General features: G+C 72.2%; 20 protein-coding genes and 2 tRNA genes. 16 read left to right on the forward strand and 6 right to left on the reverse strand.

The genetic code is table 11. The features are described from left to right. Positions 1–130 precede the first annotated feature (130 nt). Positions 131–1,543 carry an amino acid permease gene (locus ACZ4VL_RS30890; protein WP_468206476.1) on the reverse strand — a complete coding sequence of 471 codons (1,413 nt, stop codon included), beginning with the start codon at positions 1,541–1,543 and terminating at the stop codon, positions 131–133. Positions 1,544–1,824: 281 nt separating this feature from the next. Here ACZ4VL_RS30890 and ACZ4VL_RS30895 point away from each other — a divergent pair, with 281 nt between their 5' ends. Beyond that, positions 1,825–2,412: a biotin transporter BioY gene (locus ACZ4VL_RS30895; RefSeq protein WP_468206478.1), complete on the forward strand. Its 588-nt coding sequence runs from the start codon at positions 1,825–1,827 to the stop codon at positions 2,410–2,412. Positions 2,413–2,537: 125 nt separating this feature from the next. Here the strand turns inward: ACZ4VL_RS30895 and ACZ4VL_RS30900 are convergent, their stop codons facing one another. Beyond that, the gene (locus ACZ4VL_RS30900; protein WP_468206481.1) at positions 2,538–3,974 is read right to left on the reverse strand and encodes an amino acid permease; all 1,437 of its coding nucleotides are present in this window, start codon (positions 3,972–3,974) and stop codon (positions 2,538–2,540) included. A gap of 218 nt (positions 3,975–4,192) precedes the next feature. Between ACZ4VL_RS30900 and ACZ4VL_RS30905 the strand changes: the two genes are divergently transcribed. After that, positions 4,193–4,681, forward strand: a complete 489-nt coding sequence (locus ACZ4VL_RS30905) for a ribose-5-phosphate isomerase (RefSeq protein WP_356850596.1) — start codon at positions 4,193–4,195, stop codon at positions 4,679–4,681. Positions 4,682–4,822: 141 nt separating this feature from the next. Further along, positions 4,823–5,629, forward strand: coding sequence for an Fpg/Nei family DNA glycosylase (locus tag ACZ4VL_RS30910; protein WP_468206482.1), 807 nt, complete (start codon positions 4,823–4,825; stop codon positions 5,627–5,629). A gap of 190 nt (positions 5,630–5,819) precedes the next feature. Here ACZ4VL_RS30910 and ACZ4VL_RS30915 read toward each other — a convergent pair whose 3' ends face one another. Beyond that, positions 5,820–7,058, reverse strand: a complete 1,239-nt coding sequence (locus tag ACZ4VL_RS30915; RefSeq protein WP_468206485.1) for a GNAT family N-acetyltransferase — start codon at positions 7,056–7,058, stop codon at positions 5,820–5,822. Between the two features lie 130 nt (positions 7,059–7,188). Here ACZ4VL_RS30915 and ACZ4VL_RS30920 point away from each other — a divergent pair, with 130 nt between their 5' ends. The 3 genes from ACZ4VL_RS30920 to ACZ4VL_RS30930 all read left to right on the forward strand — a co-directional run bounded on the left by ACZ4VL_RS30920 (position 7,189) and on the right by ACZ4VL_RS30930 (position 11,799). Then, entirely contained in the window at positions 7,189–8,331 is a 1,143-nt protein-coding gene (locus ACZ4VL_RS30920; RefSeq protein WP_468206487.1) for a SpoIIE family protein phosphatase, read from the forward strand. A 184-nt stretch (positions 8,332–8,515) separates the two neighbouring features. After that, entirely contained in the window at positions 8,516–9,346 is an 831-nt protein-coding gene (locus ACZ4VL_RS30925) for an ABC transporter ATP-binding protein (protein ID WP_468206490.1), read from the forward strand. Next, on the forward strand, positions 9,346–11,799 hold the full coding sequence (locus ACZ4VL_RS30930; RefSeq protein WP_468206492.1) for an ABC transporter permease: 2,454 nt from the start codon (positions 9,346–9,348) through the stop codon (positions 11,797–11,799). Before ACZ4VL_RS30925 ends, ACZ4VL_RS30930 begins: the two co-directional genes overlap by 1 nt. A gap of 101 nt (positions 11,800–11,900) precedes the next feature. Here ACZ4VL_RS30930 and ACZ4VL_RS30935 read toward each other — a convergent pair whose 3' ends face one another. Next, complete coding sequence (locus ACZ4VL_RS30935; protein ID WP_468206494.1) at positions 11,901–12,548, reverse strand: DUF4232 domain-containing protein; 648 nt, start codon at positions 12,546–12,548, stop codon at positions 11,901–11,903. A 146-nt stretch (positions 12,549–12,694) separates the two neighbouring features. On the opposite strand from ACZ4VL_RS30935, the gene ACZ4VL_RS30940 reads away from it, so the two are divergent. The 4 genes from ACZ4VL_RS30940 (at position 12,695) to ACZ4VL_RS30955 (ending at position 15,783) form a co-directional block, all read left to right on the forward strand. Beyond that, positions 12,695–14,095: a pyridoxal phosphate-dependent decarboxylase family protein gene (locus ACZ4VL_RS30940; protein WP_468206497.1), complete on the forward strand. Its 1,401-nt coding sequence runs from the start codon at positions 12,695–12,697 to the stop codon at positions 14,093–14,095. Next, complete coding sequence (locus ACZ4VL_RS30945) at positions 14,092–14,547, forward strand: HD domain-containing protein (protein ID WP_468206500.1); 456 nt, start codon at positions 14,092–14,094, stop codon at positions 14,545–14,547. Before ACZ4VL_RS30940 ends, ACZ4VL_RS30945 begins: the two co-directional genes overlap by 4 nt. 146 nt (positions 14,548–14,693) lie before the next feature. Next, on the forward strand, positions 14,694–14,888 hold the full coding sequence (locus ACZ4VL_RS30950) for a hypothetical protein (protein WP_403560475.1): 195 nt from the start codon (positions 14,694–14,696) through the stop codon (positions 14,886–14,888). Between the two features lie 304 nt (positions 14,889–15,192). Next, positions 15,193–15,783 carry a hypothetical protein gene (locus ACZ4VL_RS30955; protein ID WP_468206503.1) on the forward strand — a complete coding sequence of 197 codons (591 nt, stop codon included), beginning with the start codon at positions 15,193–15,195 and terminating at the stop codon, positions 15,781–15,783. A gap of 430 nt (positions 15,784–16,213) precedes the next feature. On the opposite strand, the gene ACZ4VL_RS30960 is transcribed toward ACZ4VL_RS30955, so the two are convergent. Beyond that, a tRNA-Gly gene (locus ACZ4VL_RS30960) sits at positions 16,214–16,287 on the reverse strand. A gap of 177 nt (positions 16,288–16,464) precedes the next feature. Here ACZ4VL_RS30960 and ACZ4VL_RS30965 point away from each other — a divergent pair. From ACZ4VL_RS30965 to ACZ4VL_RS30990, 6 genes are all read left to right on the forward strand, one after another. Next, positions 16,465–16,541: transfer RNA gene (locus ACZ4VL_RS30965), tRNA-Pro, on the forward strand. A 164-nt stretch (positions 16,542–16,705) separates the two neighbouring features. Further along, positions 16,706–18,100 (forward strand): trigger factor, encoded by a 1,395-nt coding sequence (gene tig, locus ACZ4VL_RS30970; RefSeq protein ID WP_468206505.1) that lies wholly within the window; start codon positions 16,706–16,708, stop codon positions 18,098–18,100. Positions 18,101–18,387: 287 nt separating this feature from the next. Next, positions 18,388–19,005 carry an ATP-dependent Clp protease proteolytic subunit gene (locus ACZ4VL_RS30975; protein ID WP_053786842.1) on the forward strand — a complete coding sequence of 206 codons (618 nt, stop codon included), beginning with the start codon at positions 18,388–18,390 and terminating at the stop codon, positions 19,003–19,005. An 85-nt stretch (positions 19,006–19,090) separates the two neighbouring features. Next, positions 19,091–19,765 (forward strand): ATP-dependent Clp protease proteolytic subunit, encoded by a 675-nt coding sequence (locus ACZ4VL_RS30980; protein ID WP_468206508.1) that lies wholly within the window; start codon positions 19,091–19,093, stop codon positions 19,763–19,765. Positions 19,766–19,919: 154 nt separating this feature from the next. Beyond that, the gene (gene clpX, locus ACZ4VL_RS30985) at positions 19,920–21,206 is read left to right on the forward strand and encodes an ATP-dependent Clp protease ATP-binding subunit ClpX (protein ID WP_030297265.1); all 1,287 of its coding nucleotides are present in this window, start codon (positions 19,920–19,922) and stop codon (positions 21,204–21,206) included. A 170-nt stretch (positions 21,207–21,376) separates the two neighbouring features. Beyond that, positions 21,377–21,655, forward strand: a complete 279-nt coding sequence (locus ACZ4VL_RS30990) for a hypothetical protein (protein WP_468206511.1) — start codon at positions 21,377–21,379, stop codon at positions 21,653–21,655. Between the two features lie 51 nt (positions 21,656–21,706). Here ACZ4VL_RS30990 and ACZ4VL_RS30995 read toward each other — a convergent pair whose 3' ends face one another. Next, positions 21,707–22,663: a hypothetical protein gene (locus tag ACZ4VL_RS30995; RefSeq protein ID WP_468206514.1), complete on the reverse strand. Its 957-nt coding sequence runs from the start codon at positions 22,661–22,663 to the stop codon at positions 21,707–21,709. Positions 22,664–22,780 lie beyond the last annotated feature (117 nt).

Raw genomic sequence — 22,780 nt, forward strand, 5'->3', positions numbered from 1 at the left:
GAATGGTGCCAAAAAAAAAAAGGAATTACCCGCCGAAAGAACCAGGTAGGGAAAAGAGGGAAAAAGAAAAGAGAAAGGAGCAGGCCAGAAACCCACCTCCCCGCCCCCGCTCACCCCACACCTTCGTGCGTCAGGCGGAGGCCTCCTCCGAGCGGCGCGTCCGCACCTCCCGGATCCACGCCACCACCAGCACCACGGCCGCCGCGCCGGAGGACCACAGCAGCTGCGGCCGCGCCCCGTCGTCGAACAGCATCAGCACCAGCACCGCCGCCATCGCCAGCAGCGCCACCCACGTCAGGTACGGGAAGCACCACATCCGCAGCGTCAGCCGCTCCGGCATGTCCCGCTCCAGCTCGCGGCGCAGCCGCAGCTGCGACACCGCGATCAGCGCCCACACGAAGAGCAGCACCGCACCGACCGCGTTGAGCATGTAGAGGAAGACCGTGTCCGGCCACAGCAGGTTCAGCACCACCGAGACGAACCCGAAGGCCACCGAGGCGACGACGGCCCGGCGGGGCACCCCGCCCCGCGACACCTTCAGCAGCGCCGTTGGCGCCTCGCCGCGCTCGGCCAGCGAGAAGACCATGCGGGAGGACCCGTACAGGTTGGCGTTGAGCGCCGACAGCAGGGCCACGAACACCACGATGTTCATGATCTGCCCGGCCCCCGGGATGCCGATGGAGTCGAGGACGGCCACGTACGGGCTCTGGCCCGGCTTCAGCGAGTCCCACGGCAGCAGCGTGACGATGACCAGCATGGAGCCGACGTAGAAGAAGAGGATGCGCCACACCGCGCTGCGCACGGCGCGGGCCACCGAGCGGGCCGGGTCGTCCGACTCCGCGGCCGCGATGGTGACGACCTCCAGGCCGCCGAAGGCGAAGATGACCGCCAGCATGCCGGCGATCACACCGGCCGCGCCCGCGGGGAAGAAGCCGCCGTTGCCGGTCAGGTTGTCCAGGCCGACCGGGTCGGTGTCGGGGAGGAGACCGAAGATCGCCAGGGTGCCGAGGACCAGGAACAGTACGATCGCGCCGACCTTGAGGGCGGCGAACCAGAACTCGAACTCGCCGAAGTTCTTCACCGCGGCCATGTTGCTGACGGTGAAGACCACCATGAAGAGCAGCACCCACAGCCACTGGTCGACGGCCGGCAGCCAGCCGTGCGCGATCTTCGCCGCGCCGGTGGCCTCCACGGCCAGCACCACGACCAGCAGGAACCAGTACAGCCAGCCCGCCGAGAAGCCCGCCCAGCGGCCCAGCGCCCGCTCCGCGTACACGGAGAACGAACCGGAGGCGGGCAGCGCGGCGGACATCTCGCCCAGCGCCCGCATCACCAGCATGGCGAGGGCGCCGGCCAGCAGGTAGGAGCAGATGATCGCGGGGCCGGCGATGCCGATGCCCGCGCCGGAGCCGACGAACAGGCCGGCGCCGATCACGCCACCGAGGCCCAGCATGGTCAGGTGGCGCTGCTTGAGGCTGTGGCTCAGGGGTTCGGCGGGCAGCTCGGGGCCGCCCGGAGGAGTCTCGGTCTGGGGGTCGCGCATGAGTGGAGGCTCGTACTCTCGTGCTCGGCAGCGGCGGTGGGCTCCGCAGTAGTTGGCGGGACCCTACAGTCTCACCGGAGGGCGCCCTTCCGCGCAAAAAGGATGTGTTGACTGATCTGACTCGTGATGAGCATCACGGCGCCTCGGGTGTGAACCGAGGACTTTGTGCACTTCCGACCAAAGGGGGGAGCAGCGCTTTGTCCCGGGCAGCGGTGGGGCGGCGCGGGCCCGCGCACTAGCGTCGGTGATCGTCCCGTCACCCCTCATCCCGCGGAGTCCCGATGAGCACCGCTTCTGCTTCCGTCTCCTCCCGCCCCGGCGCCGTCCTGGCCGACCTGCTGCCCGCGAGCCGCGCCCGCGACATCGCGCTCGTCATCGGCGGAGCCGCCCTGACCGGCCTGGCCGCGCAGATCGCCGTGCCCGTCCCCGGCTCCCCGGTCCCGGTCACCGGCCAGACCTTCGCGGCGCTGCTCGTCGGCACCGCCTTCGGCGCCCGCCGCGGGTTCCTCTCGCTCGGCCTGTACGCGCTCCTCGGCGCGGCCGGCCTGCCCTGGTTCGCGGACGGCACCTCCGGTGCGGGCGGCGCGTCCTTCGGCTACGTCCTCGGCATGCTGCTCGCCGCCACCGTCGTGGGCGCCCTGGCCCGCCGCGGCGCCGACCGCTCGGTGCTGCGCACGGCCGGTGTGATGGTGCTCGGCTCCGCCGTGATCTACGCGGTGGGCGTGCCGTACCTGGCGCTGTCCACCGGGATGTCCTTCGGCGCGGCCGTCGCGGCGGGCATGACCCCGTTCCTCATCGGCGACGCGCTCAAGGCGGCGCTGGCCATGGGCCTGCTGCCGACGGCCTGGAAGCTGGCCGGCCGCTCGTAGCAGCCGGCAGCCCTGGAGCGGGCAGCTTCCGAGCGGGCAACCCCGGAGCGATCAGCCCCCGAAGCGAAGCAGCCCCGGACCGCGATGTGCGGTCCGGGGCTGCTGCCGTCAGGAGCCCTTACGGGTCAGGCCTCGACGGAGGCCTTGCGGCGGCGGACGTCGCGCACCACGCCGATCGCGATCACGACCGCGGCGACCAGCAGCGACAGGATCACGGTCTCGCGGTTGCCCTCGTCGTAGAGCATGTAGCCCAGGACGAAGACGATCATCGCGGCGGTGGCCCAGGTCAGATACGGGAAGAGCCACATCTTGACCGTCAGCTTCTCCGGCGCCTCGGCGACCAGGATCTTGCGCATGCGGAGCTGGGTCAGGCAGATGACCAGCCAGACGAAGAGCGCGATCGCACCGGAGGAGTTCAGCAGGAAGCTGAAGACGGTGTCCGGGTTGGTGTAGTTGAAGACGACGGCGACGAAGCCGAAGACCGTGGAGCCCAGGATGGCGGCCATCGGCACGCCCCGCTTGTTGACCTTGGCGAAGGCCTTGGGGGCGTCACCGCGCTCGCCCAGCGAGAACGCCATGCGGGAGGCGGTGTACAGGCCGGAGTTGAGGCAGGACAGCACGGCGGTCAGGACGATCACGTTCATGATCTGGCCGGCGGCCGGGATGCCGATGGAGTCGAGGGCGGCGACGTACGAGCCCTTCTTCACGATCGACTCGTCGTTCCACGGCAGCAGGGTCAGGACGACGAAGATCGAGCCCAGGTAGAAGACGGCGATGCGCCAGATGACCGAGTTGGTGGCCTTGGTGACGGCGCGGCGCGGGTCCTCGGACTCGCCGGCGGCCAGCGTGACGATCTCGCTGCCCATGAAGGAGAAGACGACCATCAGCACACCGGTGAGGACGGAGCCCCAGCCGTTCGGCATGAAGCCGCCGGCGTCGGTGAGGTGCGCGAAGCCCGCGCCCGGGTTGTCCGAGCCCGGCAGGACGCCGAAGACGGCGAGCATGCCGATGACGACGAAGGCGCCGATGGCGACGACCTTGATGCCGGCGAACCAGAACTCGAACTCGCCGTAGGAGGCGACCGAGCCGAGGTTGGTGATGGTCAGGACGGCCATCACGATCAGGGCCCAGGCCCACTGCGGGACGGCGGGGACCCAGCCCTCCAGGATCACGGCGCCGGCGGTGGCCTCGACGGCCAGCACGACGACCCAGAAGAACCAGTAGAGCCAGCCGATGGAGAAGCCGGCCCAGCGGCCGAGCGCGCGGTCGGCGTAGGCGGAGAAGGAGCCCGAGTTCGGGCTGGCGGCGGCCATCTCACCGAGCATCCGCATGACGAAGACGACCATGGCGCCGACGAGCATGTAGGAGATGAGGATGGCGGGGCCCGCCTTGGCGATACCGCCGCCGGAGCCGACGAAGAGTCCGGCGCCGATGACACCGCCGATGGCGATCATGGACAGGTGGCGGTTCTTGAGACCGGCCTTGAGACCATCGTTGGGCGTGGCGCCGCCGGGGTTACCGGTGGGGTCGCCTGCCTTCTGAAGGGTCGTCGTGGTGCTCATGGACGAATCCTTAGGTTCCCGGGTTGCGAGTTCCGGCATTCAAACCCGAGATGAACGCCGGCGGAAGGGCTGCATCCGGATCGTTGCCAAGGACGAAGGTCCGGGACCTTGGTCCCACCGTGTCTCATCTGCGTTCTTTGGGTTTACTTGAGCTTTAGACGTGACTTACGCGACACCCCGGGGCAGGTTGTCGGGGCCGCTCGTGACACACTCGTCCCATGCGCGTCTACCTCGGATCCGACCACGCCGGCTTTGAGCTGAAGAACCACCTTGTGGACTGGCTCAAGAACAACGGCCACGAGCCCGTCGACTGCGGGCCGCACATCTACGACGCCGTCGACGACTACCCGCCGTTCTGCCTGCGCGCCGCGGAGAAGACCGCAGCCGACGCGGACAGCCTGGGCATCGTCATCGGCGGCTCCGGCAACGGCGAGCAGATCGCCGCCAACAAGGTCAAGGGCGTCCGTGCCGTCCTGGCCTGGAGCGTCGAGACCGCGAAGCTCGGCCGCGAGCACAACAACGCCAACGTGATCTCCGTCGGCGGCCGCATGCACACCCAGGACGAGGCCACCTCCTTCATCGAGGCCTTCCTGGCGACCCCGTACTCCGGCGAGGAGCGCCACACCCGGCGCATCGACATGCTCTCCGCGTACGAGCAGACCGGCGAGCTGCCCCCGATCCCGGCCCACCACCCGCAGGACCAGTAGGACGCCCCGTGCCGCCGGACCCGCCGGGTCCGGCGGCACTGCCGTTCCCGCAACCGGACGGACGGTGGCCCCGGCAGCACGGACGGCACCGGCAGTCCGCCGGCCCGGCCGGCCGCCCGGCGTCACCAGGAGGAGAGCAGCGTGCCCGAGGGGCATACGATCCACCGCCTCGCCCAGGACCACACCGAGCGGTTCGCCGCCCGCCCCGTCCGGGTGAGCAGCCCCCAGGGCCGGTTCGCCGAGAGCGCCGCGCTGCTCGACGGCCGTGAGCTGGAGAGCGCCGAAGCCCACGGCAAGCACCTGTTCCTGGAGCTCGGCGACGCCTGGATCCACATCCACCTCGGCCTCTTCGGCAAGCTCGGCTTCGGCCCCGCCCCGGCCCCGCCGGCCGCGGACACCGTCCGGCTGCGCCTGCTGAACGAGCAGCATTACGCCGACCTGCGCGGCCCGACCGCCTGCGCCCTGATCGACGGGGGCGGCAAGAAGGCGATACACGACCGGCTCGGCCCCGACCCGCTGCGGCCGGACGACGACCCCGACCGCGCATGGAAGCGGATCTCCCGCTCCCGCACCACCATCGCCGCGCTCCTCATGGACCAGAAGGTCGTCGCGGGCATCGGCAACGTCTACCGCGCCGAGGTCCTCTTCCGGCACGGCATCGACCCCTACCGGCTGGGCAAGGACGTCACCCGCACCGAGTGGGACGCGATGTGGGCGGACCTGGCCGTGCTGATGCGCGAGGGCGTGCGGAAGAACCGGATCGACACCGTCCGGGACGAGCACCTGCCCGAGGCCATGGGGCGCCCGCCGCGCGTGGACGACCACGGCGGCGAGGTCTACGTCTACCGGCGCGCCCACCTGCCCTGCCACATCTGCGGGGGCGAGATCCGCACCGCCGACCTCGCCGCCCGCAACCTCTTCTGGTGCCCGGCCTGCCAGACCCGCTGAGCCCGCGGCGCCGGCCACCGGTCCCGCGGGGCCGGCGGTCGATCCCGCGGGGCCGGCCGCCGAGCTCGCGGGGCCGGCCGCCGAGCCCGCCGAGCCCGCCGAGCCCGCCGAGCCCGCCGAGCCCGCCGAGCCCGCCGAGCCCGCCGAGCCCGCCCGGGGCCGCCGCCGGCCGCCCCGGGCGCGGCCGGACTCAGAAGCCGTGCGGCAGCCAGGGGGCCACGTCGCCGGCGAACGCCCGCGACACCGCCGCCAGCGCGCCCGGGCACAGCTCGCGCACCAGCCCCGCCCCCGCCAGCGAGGTCAGCGCGACCCCGCCCAGGTAGGCCGCGCCCAGTTCCCGGGCCGACAGCGCCAGATCCGCCGGATCCGCGGTACGGATGCAGGACACGGCCCCGCCCGGACCGTCGCAGACCAGCCGCCACCGGCCCGCGTTCCACGGGCAGAACGCGTCCTCCACCTCCAGCACCACGTCCAGCGCGGCCCCGTACCCGCGGGCCCGCAGCGCCGCGGGCAGGTCCACCACGCGCAGGTGCAGGGCGTCGCGCAGGCCCGGCCGCGACCGCCGGACGTCACCGACCAGGTGCAGCACCGGATCGTCCGCCGGCCGCCCGCCGGCCCGTACCGTCGAGGTCAGGTCGATCCCGAACAGGTAGCGCCACAACGCGGCCGCCGCCGCCGGATCCAGCGCGTCGAGGTCGCGCACCTCGACCGTGCCCCGCGCCCCGGCCGCGTCCCAGTCCGGCTTCACCCGGTAGCGCGCGTACCCGGCCACCTCGCCGTCCGGCCGCTCCGCGACCACGCACATCAGCCGGGACGCGCCCTGGCGGTCCGCTTCGGGGTCCAGCAGCGGCAGCCGCTCCCAGCCGGGCTGCCGCGCCGGCATGCCGGGCCGCCGGGCGACCAGTTCCGCGTACACCCGCTCGCAGTCGCCCAGCGCCTTGGCCGGATCGGCGATGCGCAGCCGCAGCTCTTCCGCGCCCGGCGGCCCGGTGAGGCCCGCCCGGGCGGTGTCGATCTCCAGCGACAGGGCGTACGTCGCGACGCCGTACCCGAACCGCCCGTAGATCGCCGGCTCGGAGGCCGTCAGCACGGCCAGCGGCTCGCCCCCGGCGCGGATGTCGTCCAGCTGGCGGCGCATCAGGGAGGAGAGGATCCCCCGACGGCGGTGGGTCGGTGCGACGCCCACCATCGTCACCCCCGCCGCCGGCACCAGCGCACCCCCCGGCACCGACAGCCGGAAGCTGAAGGCCGAGGCCGAGCCGACGCACGCCTGCCCGTCCCAGACGGCCAGCGACCGCTCGACCTCCGTCAGCGACCGGTAGAGCTCGCGCGCCTCGGCGGAATCGGGCACACCGCCGAACGCCAACTCCAGGTGGTCGTACAGGGCATCCCACTCATCAGACTGCAATACACGCATCTCAAGAGCCATAAGGTCATCCTTACCAGGGCAATCCGCCCCGGTCGACGGGATTTCGGACGACCTCGGAGCTGGCGGAACCCCGCCGGTCCGGGGGTCCCCCTGCGCACGCACAGCCAGGATGGATAGGGTCCCGAAGGACATGGCCGGAGCACGTGTGGAGACGCTCATGGCCCGGGCACGCCTGATGTGGCACCGGGCCCGCACCACCCTGCGCAAATCCGCCGTCGACTACTTCCGCGGCGACGCCTCCGATTGGCTGGCTTTCGCCGGACTCCTCGCCACCGTCCCCGCCATCGCCTGCGGCACGCTGATGCTGCCGGTGTGGTTCTCGCCCGCCGCCCTCGTCCTGCCCATCGTCGCGGGCGGCCTGCTGCTGCGCCCGGCGAGCCTGCTCGCCCTGTACGCCGCCTCCGCGGCCGCACTGATCGTCGAGGCCCTCGTCCTCGGCCCCTACACCCAGGGCCCGGCCCGGGTCACCCCGGGCACCGTCCTGGTCGTGGCCGCCTGCGGGTTCTTCGGACTGGTCATCGCCCAGTTCCGCAGCCGCGTCGGCGTGCCCTGGCGGCGGGGCGGCACCATGCTCTTCGACCTCCGCGAACGCATCCGGGTCCAGAGCCAGTTGCCCGCACTGCCGCGCGGCTGGCACCGCGAGATGGCCCTGCGGCCCGCCGGCGGCCAGTCCTTCTCCGGCGACTTCGTGGTCGCCGCCCGGACCCACGGCGGCCGCACCCTGGAGATCGTCCTCACGGACGTCTCCGGCAAGGGCATGGAGGCCGGATCCCGCGCCCTGCTGCTCTCCGGCGCCTTCGGCGGCCTGCTCGGCGCGCTGCCCCCGCACGGATTCCTGCCCGCCGCCAACGGCTACCTCCTCCGACAGGACTGGGACGAGGGCTTCGCCACCTCCGTCCACCTCGTCCTCGACCTGCAGACCGGTGACTACGAGCTCCTCTCCGCCGGCCACCTGCCCGCCCTCCAGCTCTCCGCGGGCACCGGCCGCTGGCAGGAGAAGTCCGGCGAGGGCCCGCTGCTCGGCGTCTACGACGGCGCCGAGTTCGAGCCCGCCCGCGGCAACCTCCGCCGCGGCGACGTCCTGATGCTCTTCACGGACGGCCTGGTGGAGACCGCCGACCGCGACATCAGCGAGGGCATCGACCGGCTCACCGGCGAGGCCGACCGCTACGTCGCGGCCGGCTGGGAGGGTGCCGCCTGGCACCTGATCGAGAAGGTCGCCAAGGACGTCAACGACGACCGCGCGCTGCTGCTCATCCGCCGCTCGCCCTGAGCAGCCCCCCGCCCCACGCCTACGCCCCTGCACCCCGCCGCCGGTGGGGTTTCCCCCACCCGGGACCCGCCGGGCTGCGCCATGGCCGCCGCCCCCGCCCCGTCCGTAGCGTCGAGGACACCATCGACCACGGACACGGCACGGCAACGGCAGAGCCGGAGCACCGGCCACGGAGGGGGACACCATGGGGTTCCGGCGCAGCAGGCGGCAGAGCGAGGACGAGCAGACCGCGTACGACGGCCGGGGCGGCCAGGGCGGTCATGGCAGCGCGGCGGCCGTCGAACTGCGCGGCGTACGGCGCGAGTACGGGCGCGGCGCCGCGACCGTCCACGCCCTGCGCGGCATCGACCTCAGCCTGCCGCGCGGCAGCTTCACCGCCGTGATGGGCCCGTCCGGCTCCGGCAAGTCCACCTTCCTGCAGTGCGCGGCCGGACTCGACCTGCCCACCGCCGGATCCGTCCGCCTCGGCGGCACCGAGATCACCGGCATGAACGAGAACCAGCTCACCGAACTCCGCCGCAGCCGCCTCGGCTTCGTCTTCCAGGCCTTCAACCTGCTGCCCTCCCTCACCGTCGAGCAGAACGTGCTGCTCCCGATGCGGCTCGCCGGCGCCCGCCAGGACCACGCCCGGGCCGCCGACCTGCTCGCCCGCGTCGGCCTCGAAGGCAAGGGCCGCCGCCGCCCCGCCGAGCTCTCCGGCGGCCAGCAGCAGCGCGTCGCCATCGCCCGGGCCCTGGTCACCCGCCCCGACGTGGTCTTCGCGGACGAGCCCACCGGCGCCCTCGACACCACCACCGCCGCCGAGATCCTCGGACTGCTCCGCGCCGCCGTCGACTCCCTGCGCGCCACCGTCGTCATGGTCACCCACGACCCGGCCGCCGCCGCCCACGCCGACCAGGTGCTCTTCCTCGCCGACGGGCTGATCGCCGACCGGCTGCCGCGCAGCTCCGCCGCGACCATCGCCGCCCGCATGACCGCGCTCACCGCGCCGGCGTACACGGGAGCGGCCGCCTGATGCTCCGCCGCCCCAACGGCCTGGCCCGCGCGGCGGTGCGCTTCCGCCCCGCGGCCTTCGCCGGCACCTTCCTCGCCCTCCTCCTGACCGTCGCCGTCGTCAGCGCCTGCGGGATCCTGCTGGAAACCGGCGTACGGGCCTCACTGCCGCCCGCCCGGTACGCCGCGGCCCCCGTCGTGGTCGCCGCCGACCAGGAGGCCCGGCTGCGGGTGGGCAGCGGCGAGGGCACCTACGAGGTCACCGCCCGGATCCCGGACCGGGCCCGGGTCGACGCCGCCCTGCTGGAGCGGCTCGCCCCGCTCGGCCGGGCCGTGCCCGACGTGGTGTTCCCCGTCCGCGCCACGGCCCCCGGCGGCGGCGCCGGCGGCCGCGGGCCGGCGGTCGAGGCGTCCGGGTGGGGCTCCGCCGCCTTCACGCGTACGCAGCTCAGCGCCGGCCGGGCCCCGCAGGCATCGGGGGAGGTCGTCACGGGTACGGGCGCCGCCGCCGGCTCCACGGACCCCACGGACCCCGCGGCCGCCGCGGACCGGCTCGTGCTCGACACCCCCGTCGGGAAGCGGGAGTTCCGCGTCGTCGGGCGCGCCGGAGGCACCGGCGTCTGGTTCTCCGACGCCGAGGCCCGCGCCCTGTCCGGACACCCCGACGCCCTCGACGCCGTCGTCCTGCTCGCCCCCGGCGACCCCGAGGCCCTCGCCGACCGGGCCCGCGCCGCCCTCGACGGCCGCGCCCGGGTACTCACCGGCCCCGATCGCGCCATGGACCCGCAGCTCGACGGCGCCAAGGAACTGCTGGCCGGCCTCGGCGGCTCCTTCGGCGGCGTCGCCACCCTCGTCGCCGTCTTCACGGCCGCCGGGACCGTGGCGCTCTCCGTCGGGCAGCGCTCCCGCGAGTTCGCCCTGCTGCGCGCCCTCGGAGCCACCCCGCGGCAGGTCCGCCGCACGGTCGCCACCGAAGCCCTGCTCGTCGCACCCGCCGCGGGAGTGCTCGGGTGCGTACCCGGCTGCGCCCTGGCCGCCTGGTGGTTCGGGCAGCTCAAGGAGAAAGGCGCGATCCCGGCCGGCGTCGACCTCGCCGTCTCCTGGATCCCCCTCGCCTCCGCCGTCGCCATCGGCCTCGGCACCGCCCTGCTCGCCGGCTGGGCCGCCTCCCGCCGCCCCGCCCGGATCCGCCCCTCCCGGGCCCTCGCCGAGGCAGCAGTCGAACGGCTCCGGCCCGGCTGGATCCGCACCCCGCTCGGCCTCGCCGCCCTCGCCGGCGGCATCGCCTGCGCCGGCCTCGCCGCGACCGCGGGCGGGGAGGACGCCGCCAACGCGGCCCTCGGCGTCGTCATGCTCTTCATGCTCGCCGTGGCCCTGCTCGGCCCGTTCGTCGCCCGCGCCTGCACCGCCGTGCTCGGCCTGCCGCTGCGCGCCGGAGGCGCCCCCGGCGCTCTCGCCGCGGCCAACTCCCGCACCCACGCCCGCCGGCTCGCCTCCGCGATCACCCCGATCGTGCTCGCCATGGCCTTCTCCTCGACGCTGGTGTTCCTCCATACCAGCGAGGAGCGCGCCACCCGCCAGCAGCAGGAGGCCGGCCTGCTCGCCGACCACGTGGTCACCGACCCGTCCGGCGACGCCGCCGACGCCGCGGGCAGCGCCCCCGGCAGCCTCCGCGTCACCCGCACCGCCGTCATCGCGGAGCTCGGCTCCGGCGGGGACCGCCACCTGCAGACCGCGTCCGCGCTGGGCGTCTCCGGCAACCCGGCCGCCGTCCTCGACCTCGGCGTGCGCGAGGGCAGCCTCGACCGGCTCGCCCCGGGCACCGTCGCCCTGGACCGCACCCTCGCCGAATCGGCCCGGGTCCCGGTCGGCGGCCGCATCGCGCTGAGCCTGCCCGACGGCACCCCGGTCCGCCCCGAGGTCGTCGCCGTCTACACCCGCGGCCTCGGCTTCGGCCAGGTCACCCTCCCCGCGGCCGACCTGGCCGGCCGCACCACGGCCGGGCGGCCCACCGAGCTCCTGGTCCGCGGCCCGGCCCCGGCGGACGCCGGCCCCGCTGTCCCTGCCGCGCAGTGGACCGCGCAGCAGACCACGGACCGCGCCGTCAACGCCTGGGCCAACACCGTCATGGCGGCCGTCCTCGGCGGCTTCGCGGCCGTCGCCGCCACCAACACCCTGGTCATGACCGTCCTCGACCGCCGCCGCGAGCTGCGGATGCTGCGCCTCGTCGGCTCCACCCGCCGCCAGGTGCTGCGCATGGTGCGCTGGGAGGGGCTGCTGATCGGCAGCGCGGGCACCGTCCTCGGCACCGCGATCGCCCTGACCACCCTGATCCCGCTGACCAGGGCCGTCACCGGGGCGCCCCCGCACATCCCGCCCGCCCTGTACGCCGCCTTCGCCGCGGCCGCCCTCGGCCTCGGTCTGACCGCCACGACCCTCCCGGCCCACTGGGCCCTGCGCCCCGAACGGCGCTGACCCGCCGCCGACCCCGCTCCCGGGCAGCGCCGCTGCCCGGCCGCGGGGCCCCGGACGGCCCGGACGGCCCGGACGGCACGTGCGGTCAGACGGTCGGACGATCAGCTGCTGGAGGGCCCCCAGGCGCTGACGCCGAGCCTGCCGGTGTTGCCGAGGTCCACCGAGTCCCTGAGCTCGGCCGTCACCACGGGCGCGCCGGGCTTCGGCGTCACCTCCACCGCCCACCCCTCCGCTGCCGGAACACTCGGGTCGGTCACGAGGTTGCGCCACAGCATGGCGAAGGACGCCCGCTGCCCCGGTTGCAGCGTCACCGGCTCGGCGGCCCGGTCCATGCTCGGCACCCCGCCGGCGATGTCTCCCGAGCCGTGCCGGACCTCCGCCTCCAGCGGCGCGCGCTTCCGGTCCAGCAGCCTGATCTGCGGGTGGCCTTCGAGCGCATACGGCTCGGCGGAGCAGTTGACCAGCTCGACGGACATGATGCGCACCCCCATGGCGGAGTCCCCGCCCACCTGGCGCACCCGCACCCCGCCCGCCGGGCACGGCTCGTCGGCGGCTGCCGAGGGGGGTGTCGAAGGTGCCGCGGGCGAGGTCGGCGCCGCCGCGGCCGGCCGTGACGGTGTCGCGGCCGGCCGGGCCGCTCCTGTAGGGCCCGGCGCGGGCCTGGGAGCGGGCGGGGTGTCACATCCCGCCAGCGCCGCCATGGCCGCCGCGACCCCGACCACCCGTACCGTCCAGCGCATTGCCCCCATCCCCCGACCCTACGGCACCCCGCCCGCCCCCTCCCCGGTCCCGTGGGCCCTGCTCCGCCGCGTACGGGCCGCCCGTCGGCCGATCCCGGCCACTCTCCCCCGATTGGCCGGTCCGCCACCGCCCGCCGGCCCCTACCGTGCCGCGCATGGACCGCACCCTCGCCGCCGACCTGGCCCGCCTGCCCGACCTCCTCGACGCCGCCCGCCGCACCGCCGCCGACACCCTCGCCGCCCTCGGCGAGCGCCCCGTCGTACCGCCGCCCGCCGGGCCGCCGGCCCCCGAGCCGCTCCCCGAACGCGGAACCGGCACCGAGGCCGCCCTCGCCGCCTTCGCCGACCGCTGGGCACCCCGCCTGTCGGCCTCGGCCGGCCCCCGCTACCTCGGCTTCGTCACCGGCGGGGCCACCCCCGCCGCCCTGGCCGGCGACTGGCTGACCGCCGCCCACGACCAGAACTCCAACTCCGCCCTCGACGGCGCCGGCCAGGACCTCGAACGCGAGACCGTCGGCTGGCTCCGCGAGCTGTTCGACCTCGGCCCCGCCCACAGCGGCACCTTCGTCAGCGGCGCCACCATGTCCAACACGACCGGCCTCGCCATCGCCCGCGAATGGCTCGGCGAACGGCTCGGCGTCTCCCCGGCCGAGGACGGGGCGGCCGCCCTCGGCCCGGTCCGCGTGCTGTCCGGCGCCCCGCACTCCTCCATCGCCAAGGCCCTGTCCGTCCTCGGACTCGGCCGTGCCCACCTCGTCCCCGTGCCCACCCTGCCCGGGCGCGAGGCCGTCGACCCCGCCGCCCTCGACCGCGCCCTCGCCGACACGCCCGGCCCGGCCGTCGTCGTCGCCAACGCCGGCACCGTCAACACCGTGGACTTCGACGACCTCCGCGCCGTCGCCGCCCTGAAGGACCGCCACGACTTCTGGCTGCACACCGACGCCGCGTTCGGCGCCTTCGCCGCCCTCTCCCCGCGCCACGCCCACCTCACCGACGGGCTCGACGCCTCCGACTCCGTCTGCGTCGACCTGCACAAGTGGCTGAACGTCCCCTACGACAGCGCCGTCCAGTTCACCCGCCGCCCCGACCTCCAGGCCCGCGTCTTCCAGAACGCCGCCGCCTACCTCGGCCCCCTCGGCGACACGCCCGACCTGGTGCACCTCACCCCCGAGAACTCGCACCGGCTGCGCGCGCTCGCCGCCTGGTTCACGCTGCGCGCGTACGGCCGCGAGGGCCACCGGGAGATCGTCGAGCGCGACGTCGACTGCGCCCGGGCCCTCGGCGCGGCACTGGACCGCGACCCCGCCTTCCGCCTGCTCGCGCCCGTCCGCCTCAACGTCGTCTGCTTCACCCTCGCCGAGGACCCCTCGCCAGCCCGGCTCACGGCCCTGCGGGAGGCCGCCGCGGCCGAGGTGTTCGTCACCCCGACCGTCTACGCGGGAACCCCCGCGCTGCGCGCCGCGTTCTCCAACTGGCGCACCACGGAGGCGGATGTGCACCGAGCGGCGAGGGCGCTCCGCGCCGCGGCGCTCAGGACGACGAAGGGATCCGCATGACGCAGCAGTCACTGACCCTCGCGGAGGTCGAGGCCCTGGCGCGCACCGCGCACGAGGGCCAGACCGACAAGGCCGGCCGGCCGTACGCGGAGCACCTCGCCGCGGTGGCCGAGGGCGTCCGCACCCGCGGCGGCAGCCCCGAACAGCAGGCCGCGGCCTGGCTGCACGATGCCGTCGAGGACGACGCCCTCAGCCGGGAATGGCTGGATTCCGCCCCTCTGCCCCAGGCGGTGAAGGACATGGTCCTGGCGGTGACCAAGCGCCCGGGGGAGCCGGTGGAGGAGTACACGGCCCGGATCCTCGCCACCCCGGGCGCCCTCCTGGTCAAGGAGGCCGACCTCGCGCACAACGCGGACCCCGCGCGCCTGTCCGTCCTCGACGGGCCCACCCGGCAGCGCCTGACCGCGAAATACGCCCGAGTCCGCTCCCTCCTCGGCCTGACCGCACCCTGACCGGAACGCCGTTGCCCGGCCCCCGCCACGGGCGAATCGTCACGCGACGGATAGCCAAGGCCCGTTGGTGGGAGGATGGTCCATGTGGGGGTACGCACGGCCGCGTGCCCGAAGCCGACCGGGAACGACCGAAGGTGTGATCAGAAGTGGCGATTTCGCTGTCAGTGGTGGTTCTGTTGGCGATCATCCTGGTGGTGATGATCCGAGGCAATCACATCAAGGCCGGCCCCGCCATCATCGCGGTCCTCTTCGGCTTCTTCCTGGCGTCCAGCTCCATCGCCCCGGACGTCAACCGCTTCCTCAACTCCCTCGCCGACACCATCGCCGGCATCAAGATCTAACCCCCACCCCGCGGCACCGAAATCACCTCAGGAGCAGGCGCAGAGAACACCCTCTGACCGGGCCCTGAGCCGTGTGGAGCCGGTGACGGAAACCGAACCCGCGCGGCCAGCCCGAAGGCTCGCACACCCACCCCCACCACCCTGACCAGCCACAGCCCCAGCTTCCGGGGTCATGAGTGGCTCATGACCGCATCCAGCACGCCCTCGTGCGCGCCGCATGCCATCTTGCGTGCTTCGTTCGCAGGAAGCACCGTTTTCTCGATGCCGCTCGGCGCTTGAGCATCACTAGGGGGAGGGCGGTGCCATGGGGTCTGCAACTGCATGGGCGCGTGAAGTCTTCGGAGACGTTGCGGGCGAGCTGGTGGACATCATCCCGGCTTGCCTCATCCGGGCTCACGAGAGGGCGCGCAACGGCCATGAGGGAGTCCACACGCAGACCTTGGAGGCATACGGCCACGGACTCTACGCAGCTCAGTACGAGGAGCTCGCCGCCGGCCTGGAGCCGGTGGAGGGCGCCACTCCCGTGCGCTTGCAGGGCCGAACGGTGGTCCTCCTCGCTGATCGCGTGATCTATCCGATCCGATACGCGAAGAAGGACGTCCCGGTAACGGCCGCTCGCCTCCGCCGGGCGACAGGACTCCGCGCAGACCTGATCCGGCGACACGGCCCAGAGCCGATGCAACAAGCCCTCGACCTGGGCCTCGATGAACTCGAAGACACCGAGGTCCACCCCGACCTCGCCCTCCTGCCCGAGGACGCCCGCCTGGTCCTGGTCGCCTACGCATGCGCCATGGACCGCGGCGTGATGCGCATCGAATGGGGCTCTGCGGAACTACGCCGAGAGGACCGCTACCTCGTCTGGCATCACCACGAGACCTTGCCGACTGCTGCGTGAGCCCGCCAGCCGGACACCCGGCCTCGAAAGCAGCCACCAGGAGCCCTGGCACCTCCCCGCGTGAGCAAGGCCTCCGGGGACGGCTCCGAGCTCACCGAACTGGCCGTGGCCCCGTACATCCCGAATACGCGACCAAGGCCGCGGAGAACACCGGCACCCTTGACCGGCCCGTCCGGGACCGTGACGTCCTCGCCCGCCGGGACACCCCCGCCGCCTGATCGCCGCCCGCCTCGACCTCGACCCGGTCTACCCGGACGACGTCCTCGTCCTCGGCTCCTGGCGGTACATCGGCCACGGCCATACTCCGGCGAAGCCGTCCTCCCCGCCTCGACCGCCCGGGAGTGAGCGCTACCTGTCCGTCGTCTCCGAGCCCCGGGAACGACTCAGGGCCAGGCGGAGGAATCTTCCCCTGACCTGGCCCTGAGCTGTGTGGAGCGGGTGACGGGAATCGAACCCGCGTAGCTAGTTTGGAAGACTAGGGCTCTACCATTGAGCTACACCCGCAGTACGCGCGCCGCAGGTCCGAAGGCTGCGGCACGGAGAGCATCCTAGCGGGTCGGGCCGGGGGAGTCACACCGCATATCGTGCTCGGCCACGACGGGCCCGCGGGCGGCCGGAAAGCTTCGTCGAAACGCCGCGTGTCGGAGGGTCTCCGGCCATGTACCCTACGTGTCGCACCGACGGGGTGTGGCGCAGCTTGGTAGCGCGTCCGCTTTGGGAGCGGAAGGTCGTCGGTTCGAATCCGGCCACCCCGACCACCACCTGCGCATCGCCAAGATCGCGTTGTGGGCAGATTGCCGCTTGCGGTTACTATGCAAGCTGCGTGCCCGTGTGTCTGATGTACCGGGCCGAAGTCCGCCGGGCCGCTGAATTCCAGCGAGACGGCAGAACCCCCAGCAGTCAGCCACAAGGAGACCGAACCGTGAAGAGCGCCGTGGAGACCCTGAACCCGACTCGGGTTCGGCTCACTGTTGAGGTGCCCTTCGAGGAGCTCAAGGACAGCCTCGACGCGGCGTACAAGAAGATCAACCAGCAGGTCACGGTGAAGGGCTTCCGCAAGGGCAAGATCCCGGCCCGCGTCATCGACCAGCGCTTCGGCCGCGGCGCCGTGCTGGAGGAGGCCGTCAACGACGCGCTCCCGAAGTTCTACACCGAGGCGATCAACGAGGCCGACCTGAACCCGCTGGGTCAGCCCGAGGTCGACATCACCGAGCTGAAGGACGGCGAGCTGCTGGCCTTCACCGCCGAGGTCGACGTGCGCCCCGAGATCGAGATCCCGGACTTCTCCGGCATCGAGGTCGAGGTCGACGCGGTCGAGGTGACCGACGAGGACGTCGAGAAGTCCGTCGAGCAGCTGCGCAACCGCTTCGCGTCCACCAAGGACGTCGAGCGCGCCGCCGCCGAGGGTGACGTCGTCACCATCGACCTCGAGGCCAAGGTCGACGGCGAGGTCCTGCCGGACGGCGTCGCCAACGACGTCGCCTACACCATCGGCTCGGGCGAGCTCCTCGACGGCATCGACGAGGCCGTCACGGGCCTCGAGGCCGGCGGCGAGGCCACCTTCACCTCGCAGCTGAAGGGCGGCTCCGCCGAGGGCAAGGACGCCGAGGTGACCGTCAAGGTCTCCAAGGTCTCCGCCAAGGAGCTGCCGGAGCTGGACGACGAGTTCGCCCAGATGGCGAGCGAGTTCGACACCCTGGAGGAGCTGAAGGCCGACAGCCGCAAGCGCCTCGAGAACATGAAGCAGTACGACCAGGCCACGCAGGCCCAGGAGCGCGTCCTGGAGAAGCTGCTGGAGCTCGCCGAGGTCCCGATCCCCGAGAAGCTCCTCGAGGACGAGGTCAACACCCGCAAGCACAACCTGGAGCACCACCAGCTCGGCCAGATGGGCCTGACCATCGAGAAGTACCTGGAGTTCCAGGGCAAGACGGTCGAGGAGTTCGACGCCGAGACCAAGGAGCAGGCGGTCAAGGGCATCAAGACCCAGTTCGTCCTGGACGCCCTGGTCAACAAGGAGAAGCTGGGTGTGAACCAGGAGGAGCTCACCGAGCACCTCATGCGTCGCGCCGCCTCCTCCGGCATGTCCCCCGACCAGTTCGCCCAGGCGGTCGTCGAGGGCGGCCAGGTCCCGATGCTGGTCGGCGAGGTCGCCCGCGGCAAGGCCCTCGCGCTGGTCGTCGAGGCCGCCAAGGTCGTCGACACCAAGGGTGAGGTCATCGACCTGTCCGACGACGAGGACGAGGTCGAGGCCGCCGCCGAGACCGTCGAGGCCGCCGTCGACGGCGAGGCCGAGGGCGAGGCCGACGAGGCCAAGTAAGGCCGACGGGCCCCCACCGGCCCGGCAGTACCGCGCAGTGTCTCTGGAGGGCCCGTACGCAGCCGCGTGCGGGCCCTTCCGTGTATCCCCGTGGCCCCCGGGAACCTTGCGCTCCGAGCGAACAGTTCGGGAACCGGGATGGCGTTGTCCGACCTGCGCGTTAGGGTCCATGAATACGAGGGCACGGGAGTACCCGGACGACGGCGGACACACCGCGCCAAACGGGCCGCGCCCCAGGACAAGACGCTGAGACGGCATGTGGCCGTCGGAGACGAGCAGGTGGATACGTGACGAATCTGAAGCCTTACGCCGCGGGTGAGCCGTCCATCGGTGGCGGCCTCGGCGACCATGTCTACAACCGGCTGCTCGGCGAGCGCATCATCTTCCTCGGCCAGCAGGTCGACGACGACATCGCCAACAAGATCACGGCGCAGCTCCTCCTCCTGGCCGCCGAGCCGGAGAAGGACATCTACCTGTACATCAACAGCCCCGGCGGCTCGGTGACGGCCGGCATGGCGGTCTACGACACCATGCAGTACATCCCGAACGACGTCGTCACCATCGGCATGGGCATGGCGGCCTCCATGGGCCAGTTCCTGCTCACCGGCGGCGCCCCGGGCAAGCGCTTCGCGCTCCCGAACACCGACATCCTGATGCACCAGGGCTCCGCCGGCATCGGCGGCACCGCCTCGGACATCAAGATCCAGGCCCAGTACCTGCTGCGCACCAAGCAGCGCATGGCCGAGATCACCGCCCACCACTCCGGCCAGACCGTGGAGGCGATCATCCGCGACGGCGACCGCGACCGCTGGTTCACCGCGGAGGAGGCCAAGGACTACGGCCTCATCGACGAGATCATCTCCGCCGCGTCGCTGGTCCCGGGCGGCGGCGGCACCGGGGCCTGATCCCGGCCCCGGCGCGCGGGACCTCGTCCGAGGCCCCGTACGCCCGCCCCACCAGGCAAGCCCCAGCCCGCAGAACGGCACCAGGATGGTGAACCCCCAGATGCACATGAACAACCTCTCTCCCGCGAGCGGCCTCTACACCGGCCCGCAGGTGGACAACCGCTACGTCGTCCCGCGCTTCGTCGAGCGCACCTCGCAGGGCGTGCGCGAGTACGACCCGTACGCGAAGCTCTTCGAAGAGCGCGTGATCTTCCTCGGCGTGCAGATCGACGACGCCTCCGCCAACGACGTCATGGCGCAGCTGCTGTGCCTGGAGTCGATGGACCCGGACCGCGACATCTCGATCTACATCAACAGCCCGGGCGGCTCCTTCACGGCGCTCACGGCCATCTACGACACGATGCAGTTCGTGAAGCCCGACATCCAGACGGTCTGCATGGGGCAGGCGGCCTCCGCCGCCGCCGTCCTGCTCGCCGCGGGCACCCCCGGCAAGCGCATGGCCCTGCCGAACGCGCGCGTGCTGATCCACCAGCCGTCCGGCGGCACCGGCCGCGAGCAGCTCTCGGACCTGGAGATCGCGGCCAACGAGATCCTGCGCATGCGCGACCAGCTGGAGACCATGCTGGCCAAGCACTCCTCCACGCCGATCGAGAAGATCCGCGAGGACATCGAGCGCGACAAGATCCTGACGGCCGAGGACGCCCTGGCGTACGGCCTGATCGACCAGATCGTCTCCACCCGCAAGATGAACGCGGTCTGATCCTTGCCGCCACTCGGCGCGGACGCGTCCCGGAATTCCGGGATGTGAACCGCGTCAAGGGGGCCCCGTACGGGGCCCCCGGCAAGGTACCGTCGGATATGAGGCACCAGGAGCCGCTGAACCAAGCGTCTCCCAGGCGAAGGGGAAGCACCTCGTGGCACGCATCGGTGACGGCGGCGACCTGCTCAAGTGCTCGTTCTGCGGAAAGAGCCAGAAGCAGGTGAAGAAGCTCATCGCAGGACCCGGTGTGTACATCTGCGACGAGTGCATCGACCTCTGCAACGAGATCATCGAGGAGGAACTCGCCGAGACCTCCGAGGTGCGGTGGGAGGAACTCCCCAAGCCTCGCGAGATCTACGAGTTCCTGGAGAGCTACGTCGTCGGCCAGGAGCCGGCGAAGAAGGCGCTCTCCGTCGCGGTCTACAACCACTACAAGCGCGTCCAGGCCGGGGAGAACGGCGGCGCGCAGGGCCGGGACGACGCGATCGAGCTCGCGAAGTCCAACATCCTGCTGCTGGGCCCGACGGGCTCGGGCAAGACGCTGCTGGCCCAGACGCTCGCCCGCATGCTGAACGTCCCGTTCGCCATCGCCGACGCGACGGCGCTGACGGAGGCCGGCTATGTGGGTGAGGACGTCGAGAACATCCTGCTGAAGCTGATCCAGGCCGCCGACTACGACGTCAAGAAGGCCGAGACCGGCATCATCTACATCGACGAGATCGACAAGGTCGCGCGGAAGAGCGAGAACCCGTCGATCACGCGCGACGTCTCCGGCGAGGGCGTCCAGCAGGCCCTGCTGAAGATCCTGGAGGGGACGACGGCGTCGGTCCCGCCGCAGGGCGGTCGCAAGCACCCGCACCAGGAGTTCATCCAGATCGACACGACGAACGTGCTGTTCATCGTGGGCGGTGCCTTCGCCGGCCTGGAGAAGATCATCGAGTCGCGCGCGGGTGCCAAGGGCATCGGCTTCGGCGCGACGATCCGCTCGAAGCGGGAGATCGAGGCGAGCGACCAGTTCCAGGAGGTCATGCCGGAGGACCTGGTGAAGTTCGGGATGATCCCGGAGTTCATCGGCCGCCTGCCGGTCATCACCTCGGTGCACAACCTGGACCGCGAGGCGCTGCTCCAGATCCTGGTGGAGCCGCGGAACGCGCTGGTGAAGCAGTACCAGCGGCTGTTCGAACTCGACGGTGTCGAGCTGGACTTCGAGCGCGAGGCCCTCGAAGCCATCGCCGACCAGGCGATCCTCCGCCAGACGGGTGCGCGTGGCCTGCGCGCCATCATGGAGGAGGTCCTGATGTCGGTGATGTACGAGGTGCCGTCCCGCAAGGACGTGGCCCGCGTGGTCATCACCGCCGACGTGGTCCGCTCGAACGTGAACCCGACCCTGGTCCCCCGCATCGTCCCGAAGGACCAGGGCCCCCAGGAGAAGTCGGCCTAGCCGCCACCCCACCGTGCACGAGGAGGGGCGCCCCCACCATGGGGGCGCCCCTCCTCGTTTTCCGGACCAGATTGACCGATTATCGGACAGATGGTTCGCGTTGCCTGGCCTGGCGGGCGGGTTCTTGATCAACTTTGCCCCGAACCACCTTTGTCAGGAGAACGGGACACATGATCATGAAGAAGCGCGCCATGGGCGTCCTGGCCGCAACGTTCGCCGCCGCCGCGCTGCCGCTCGTTGCGGCTTCGCCCGCATCGGCAGACCAGGGCGACTGCCAGTACTCGCTGCACGAGGCGGGCTACAACGTCGGCCCCAAGGTGGAGGCCGCCTGCCGCTTCGGTGCCAGCTCCGACATCGGCGCATACCCCGGCTGCTACCTCAGCCTGACCAACATCGGGGTCAGGAACGGCGACGCCAGCGAGGCGTGTTCTGCGGCGGGGCAGGCCTGATCCAGCCGCGGCCGGCACGGTGCCTCGTGGCTGTGCCGGCCACAGGCCCGATCAGCCCTTGACGCGGGCCGTGTTGTACAGCTTGGCGGTGAACTCGGCGGTCTGCTCCATGGTGAAGCCCTTCTTGCCGGCCAGCAGGCTGCCCACGTCGCTCGCGCTCACCATGCTCAGGGTGCTGTAGTCACCCCAGATGCAGACCGGGAGCGTGAACTCCTTGGGTCCCTTGGTGGCTGTGGTGCTCGTCGAGGTGAACTTCATCTCCTGGCACTTCATCACCGCACCCTTGAAGCCCGCCGGGGTCATCGCCTGCGGGCTGCCGATCAGCTCGACCGTTGTGTTCTTCTCCTTGCCGGCGTTCAGCTTGGCCATGGAGAAGTAGGCGTCGACGGACTTCTCCGGGTCCGCGATGGTCCCGTAGAGGCCGGAGAAGTTCAGGCCCTTCGCCGAGAGCGGGTTGCTCGGGTCGCCGGACTGGTAGGTCATGCCCACCTGGCTCGGGTTCTTGATGCCCGCAGTCTCCGCCTCCTGGCGGTCCTTGTCGGACATCGTCTTCTGCTGGTACTTGGGGTCCTTCTTGAAGTCGTTCACCGTCTCAGGGGCGACGAGCTTGTAACCCTTGGTGGCCTCGTCGATGGAGCCGGCGCTGCCGCCGCCCAGGAGGTACCAGCCGCCGCCCGCGATGACCGCTACCGCCACCACCGCGGCGATGACCACGCCCGCCTTCGACTTCTTCGGGGGCTGGGTGCCGTACGGCTGCGGCGGCATGCCCGGCTGCTGGTAGCCGTACTGCGGCTGCTGCTGCGGCATGCCCATCGGGGCCGTCGGCGGCTGCGGGGGGTAGCCCGGGCCGGGCTGCGGGGGCTGCTGCGGGTAGCCGTAGCCGGGCTGCGGCGCGGGCTGGCCGTACGGGCCGGGGGCCGGAGCGGGGGGCGGGGGCGGCGGGGCACCGTACGGTCCCGGCTGCTGCGGCGGCGGGCCTCCGTACGGTCCCGGCTGGTTGAAGCTCATACCCGCGTCCCCCTTCAGGATGCTTATGCGTTCCACACATCCTGTCCCACGGCCGAGGGGCACAGGGCCCCGGGCCCCCGGATTACCGGTTTCAGTACCGGACCGTTACGCCTCTAA

The sequence above is a fragment of the Streptomyces sp. NPDC029014 genome (genome assembly GCF_055564695.1).

Excerpts from the sequence above, each read along its gene's own strand:
- ACZ4VL_RS30915 (WP_468206485.1), bottom strand. The coding sequence starts at position 7,058 with ATGGCTCTTGAGATGCGTGTATTGCAGTCTGATGAGTGGGATGCCCTG.
- ACZ4VL_RS30900 (WP_468206481.1), bottom strand. The coding sequence starts at position 3,974 with ATGAGCACCACGACGACCCTTCAGAAGGCAGGCGACCCCACCGGTAAC.
- ACZ4VL_RS30945 (WP_468206500.1), top strand. The coding sequence starts at position 14,092 with ATGACGCAGCAGTCACTGACCCTCGCGGAGGTCGAGGCCCTGGCGCGC.
- ACZ4VL_RS30935 (WP_468206494.1), bottom strand. The coding sequence starts at position 12,548 with ATGGGGGCAATGCGCTGGACGGTACGGGTGGTCGGGGTCGCGGCGGCC.
- ACZ4VL_RS30920 (WP_468206487.1), top strand. The coding sequence starts at position 7,189 with ATGGCCGGAGCACGTGTGGAGACGCTCATGGCCCGGGCACGCCTGATG.
- ACZ4VL_RS30990 (WP_468206511.1), top strand. The coding sequence starts at position 21,377 with ATGATCATGAAGAAGCGCGCCATGGGCGTCCTGGCCGCAACGTTCGCC.
- ACZ4VL_RS30895 (WP_468206478.1), top strand. The coding sequence starts at position 1,825 with ATGAGCACCGCTTCTGCTTCCGTCTCCTCCCGCCCCGGCGCCGTCCTG.
- ACZ4VL_RS30940 (WP_468206497.1), top strand. The coding sequence starts at position 12,695 with ATGGACCGCACCCTCGCCGCCGACCTGGCCCGCCTGCCCGACCTCCTC.
- ACZ4VL_RS30955 (WP_468206503.1), top strand. The coding sequence starts at position 15,193 with ATGGGGTCTGCAACTGCATGGGCGCGTGAAGTCTTCGGAGACGTTGCG.
- ACZ4VL_RS30905 (WP_356850596.1), top strand. The coding sequence starts at position 4,193 with ATGCGCGTCTACCTCGGATCCGACCACGCCGGCTTTGAGCTGAAGAAC.
- ACZ4VL_RS30980 (WP_468206508.1), top strand. The coding sequence starts at position 19,091 with ATGGTGAACCCCCAGATGCACATGAACAACCTCTCTCCCGCGAGCGGC.
- ACZ4VL_RS30890 (WP_468206476.1), bottom strand. The coding sequence starts at position 1,543 with ATGCGCGACCCCCAGACCGAGACTCCTCCGGGCGGCCCCGAGCTGCCC.
- ACZ4VL_RS30995 (WP_468206514.1), bottom strand. The coding sequence starts at position 22,663 with ATGAGCTTCAACCAGCCGGGACCGTACGGAGGCCCGCCGCCGCAGCAG.
- ACZ4VL_RS30925 (WP_468206490.1), top strand. The coding sequence starts at position 8,516 with ATGGGGTTCCGGCGCAGCAGGCGGCAGAGCGAGGACGAGCAGACCGCG.
- ACZ4VL_RS30930 (WP_468206492.1), top strand. The coding sequence starts at position 9,346 with ATGCTCCGCCGCCCCAACGGCCTGGCCCGCGCGGCGGTGCGCTTCCGC.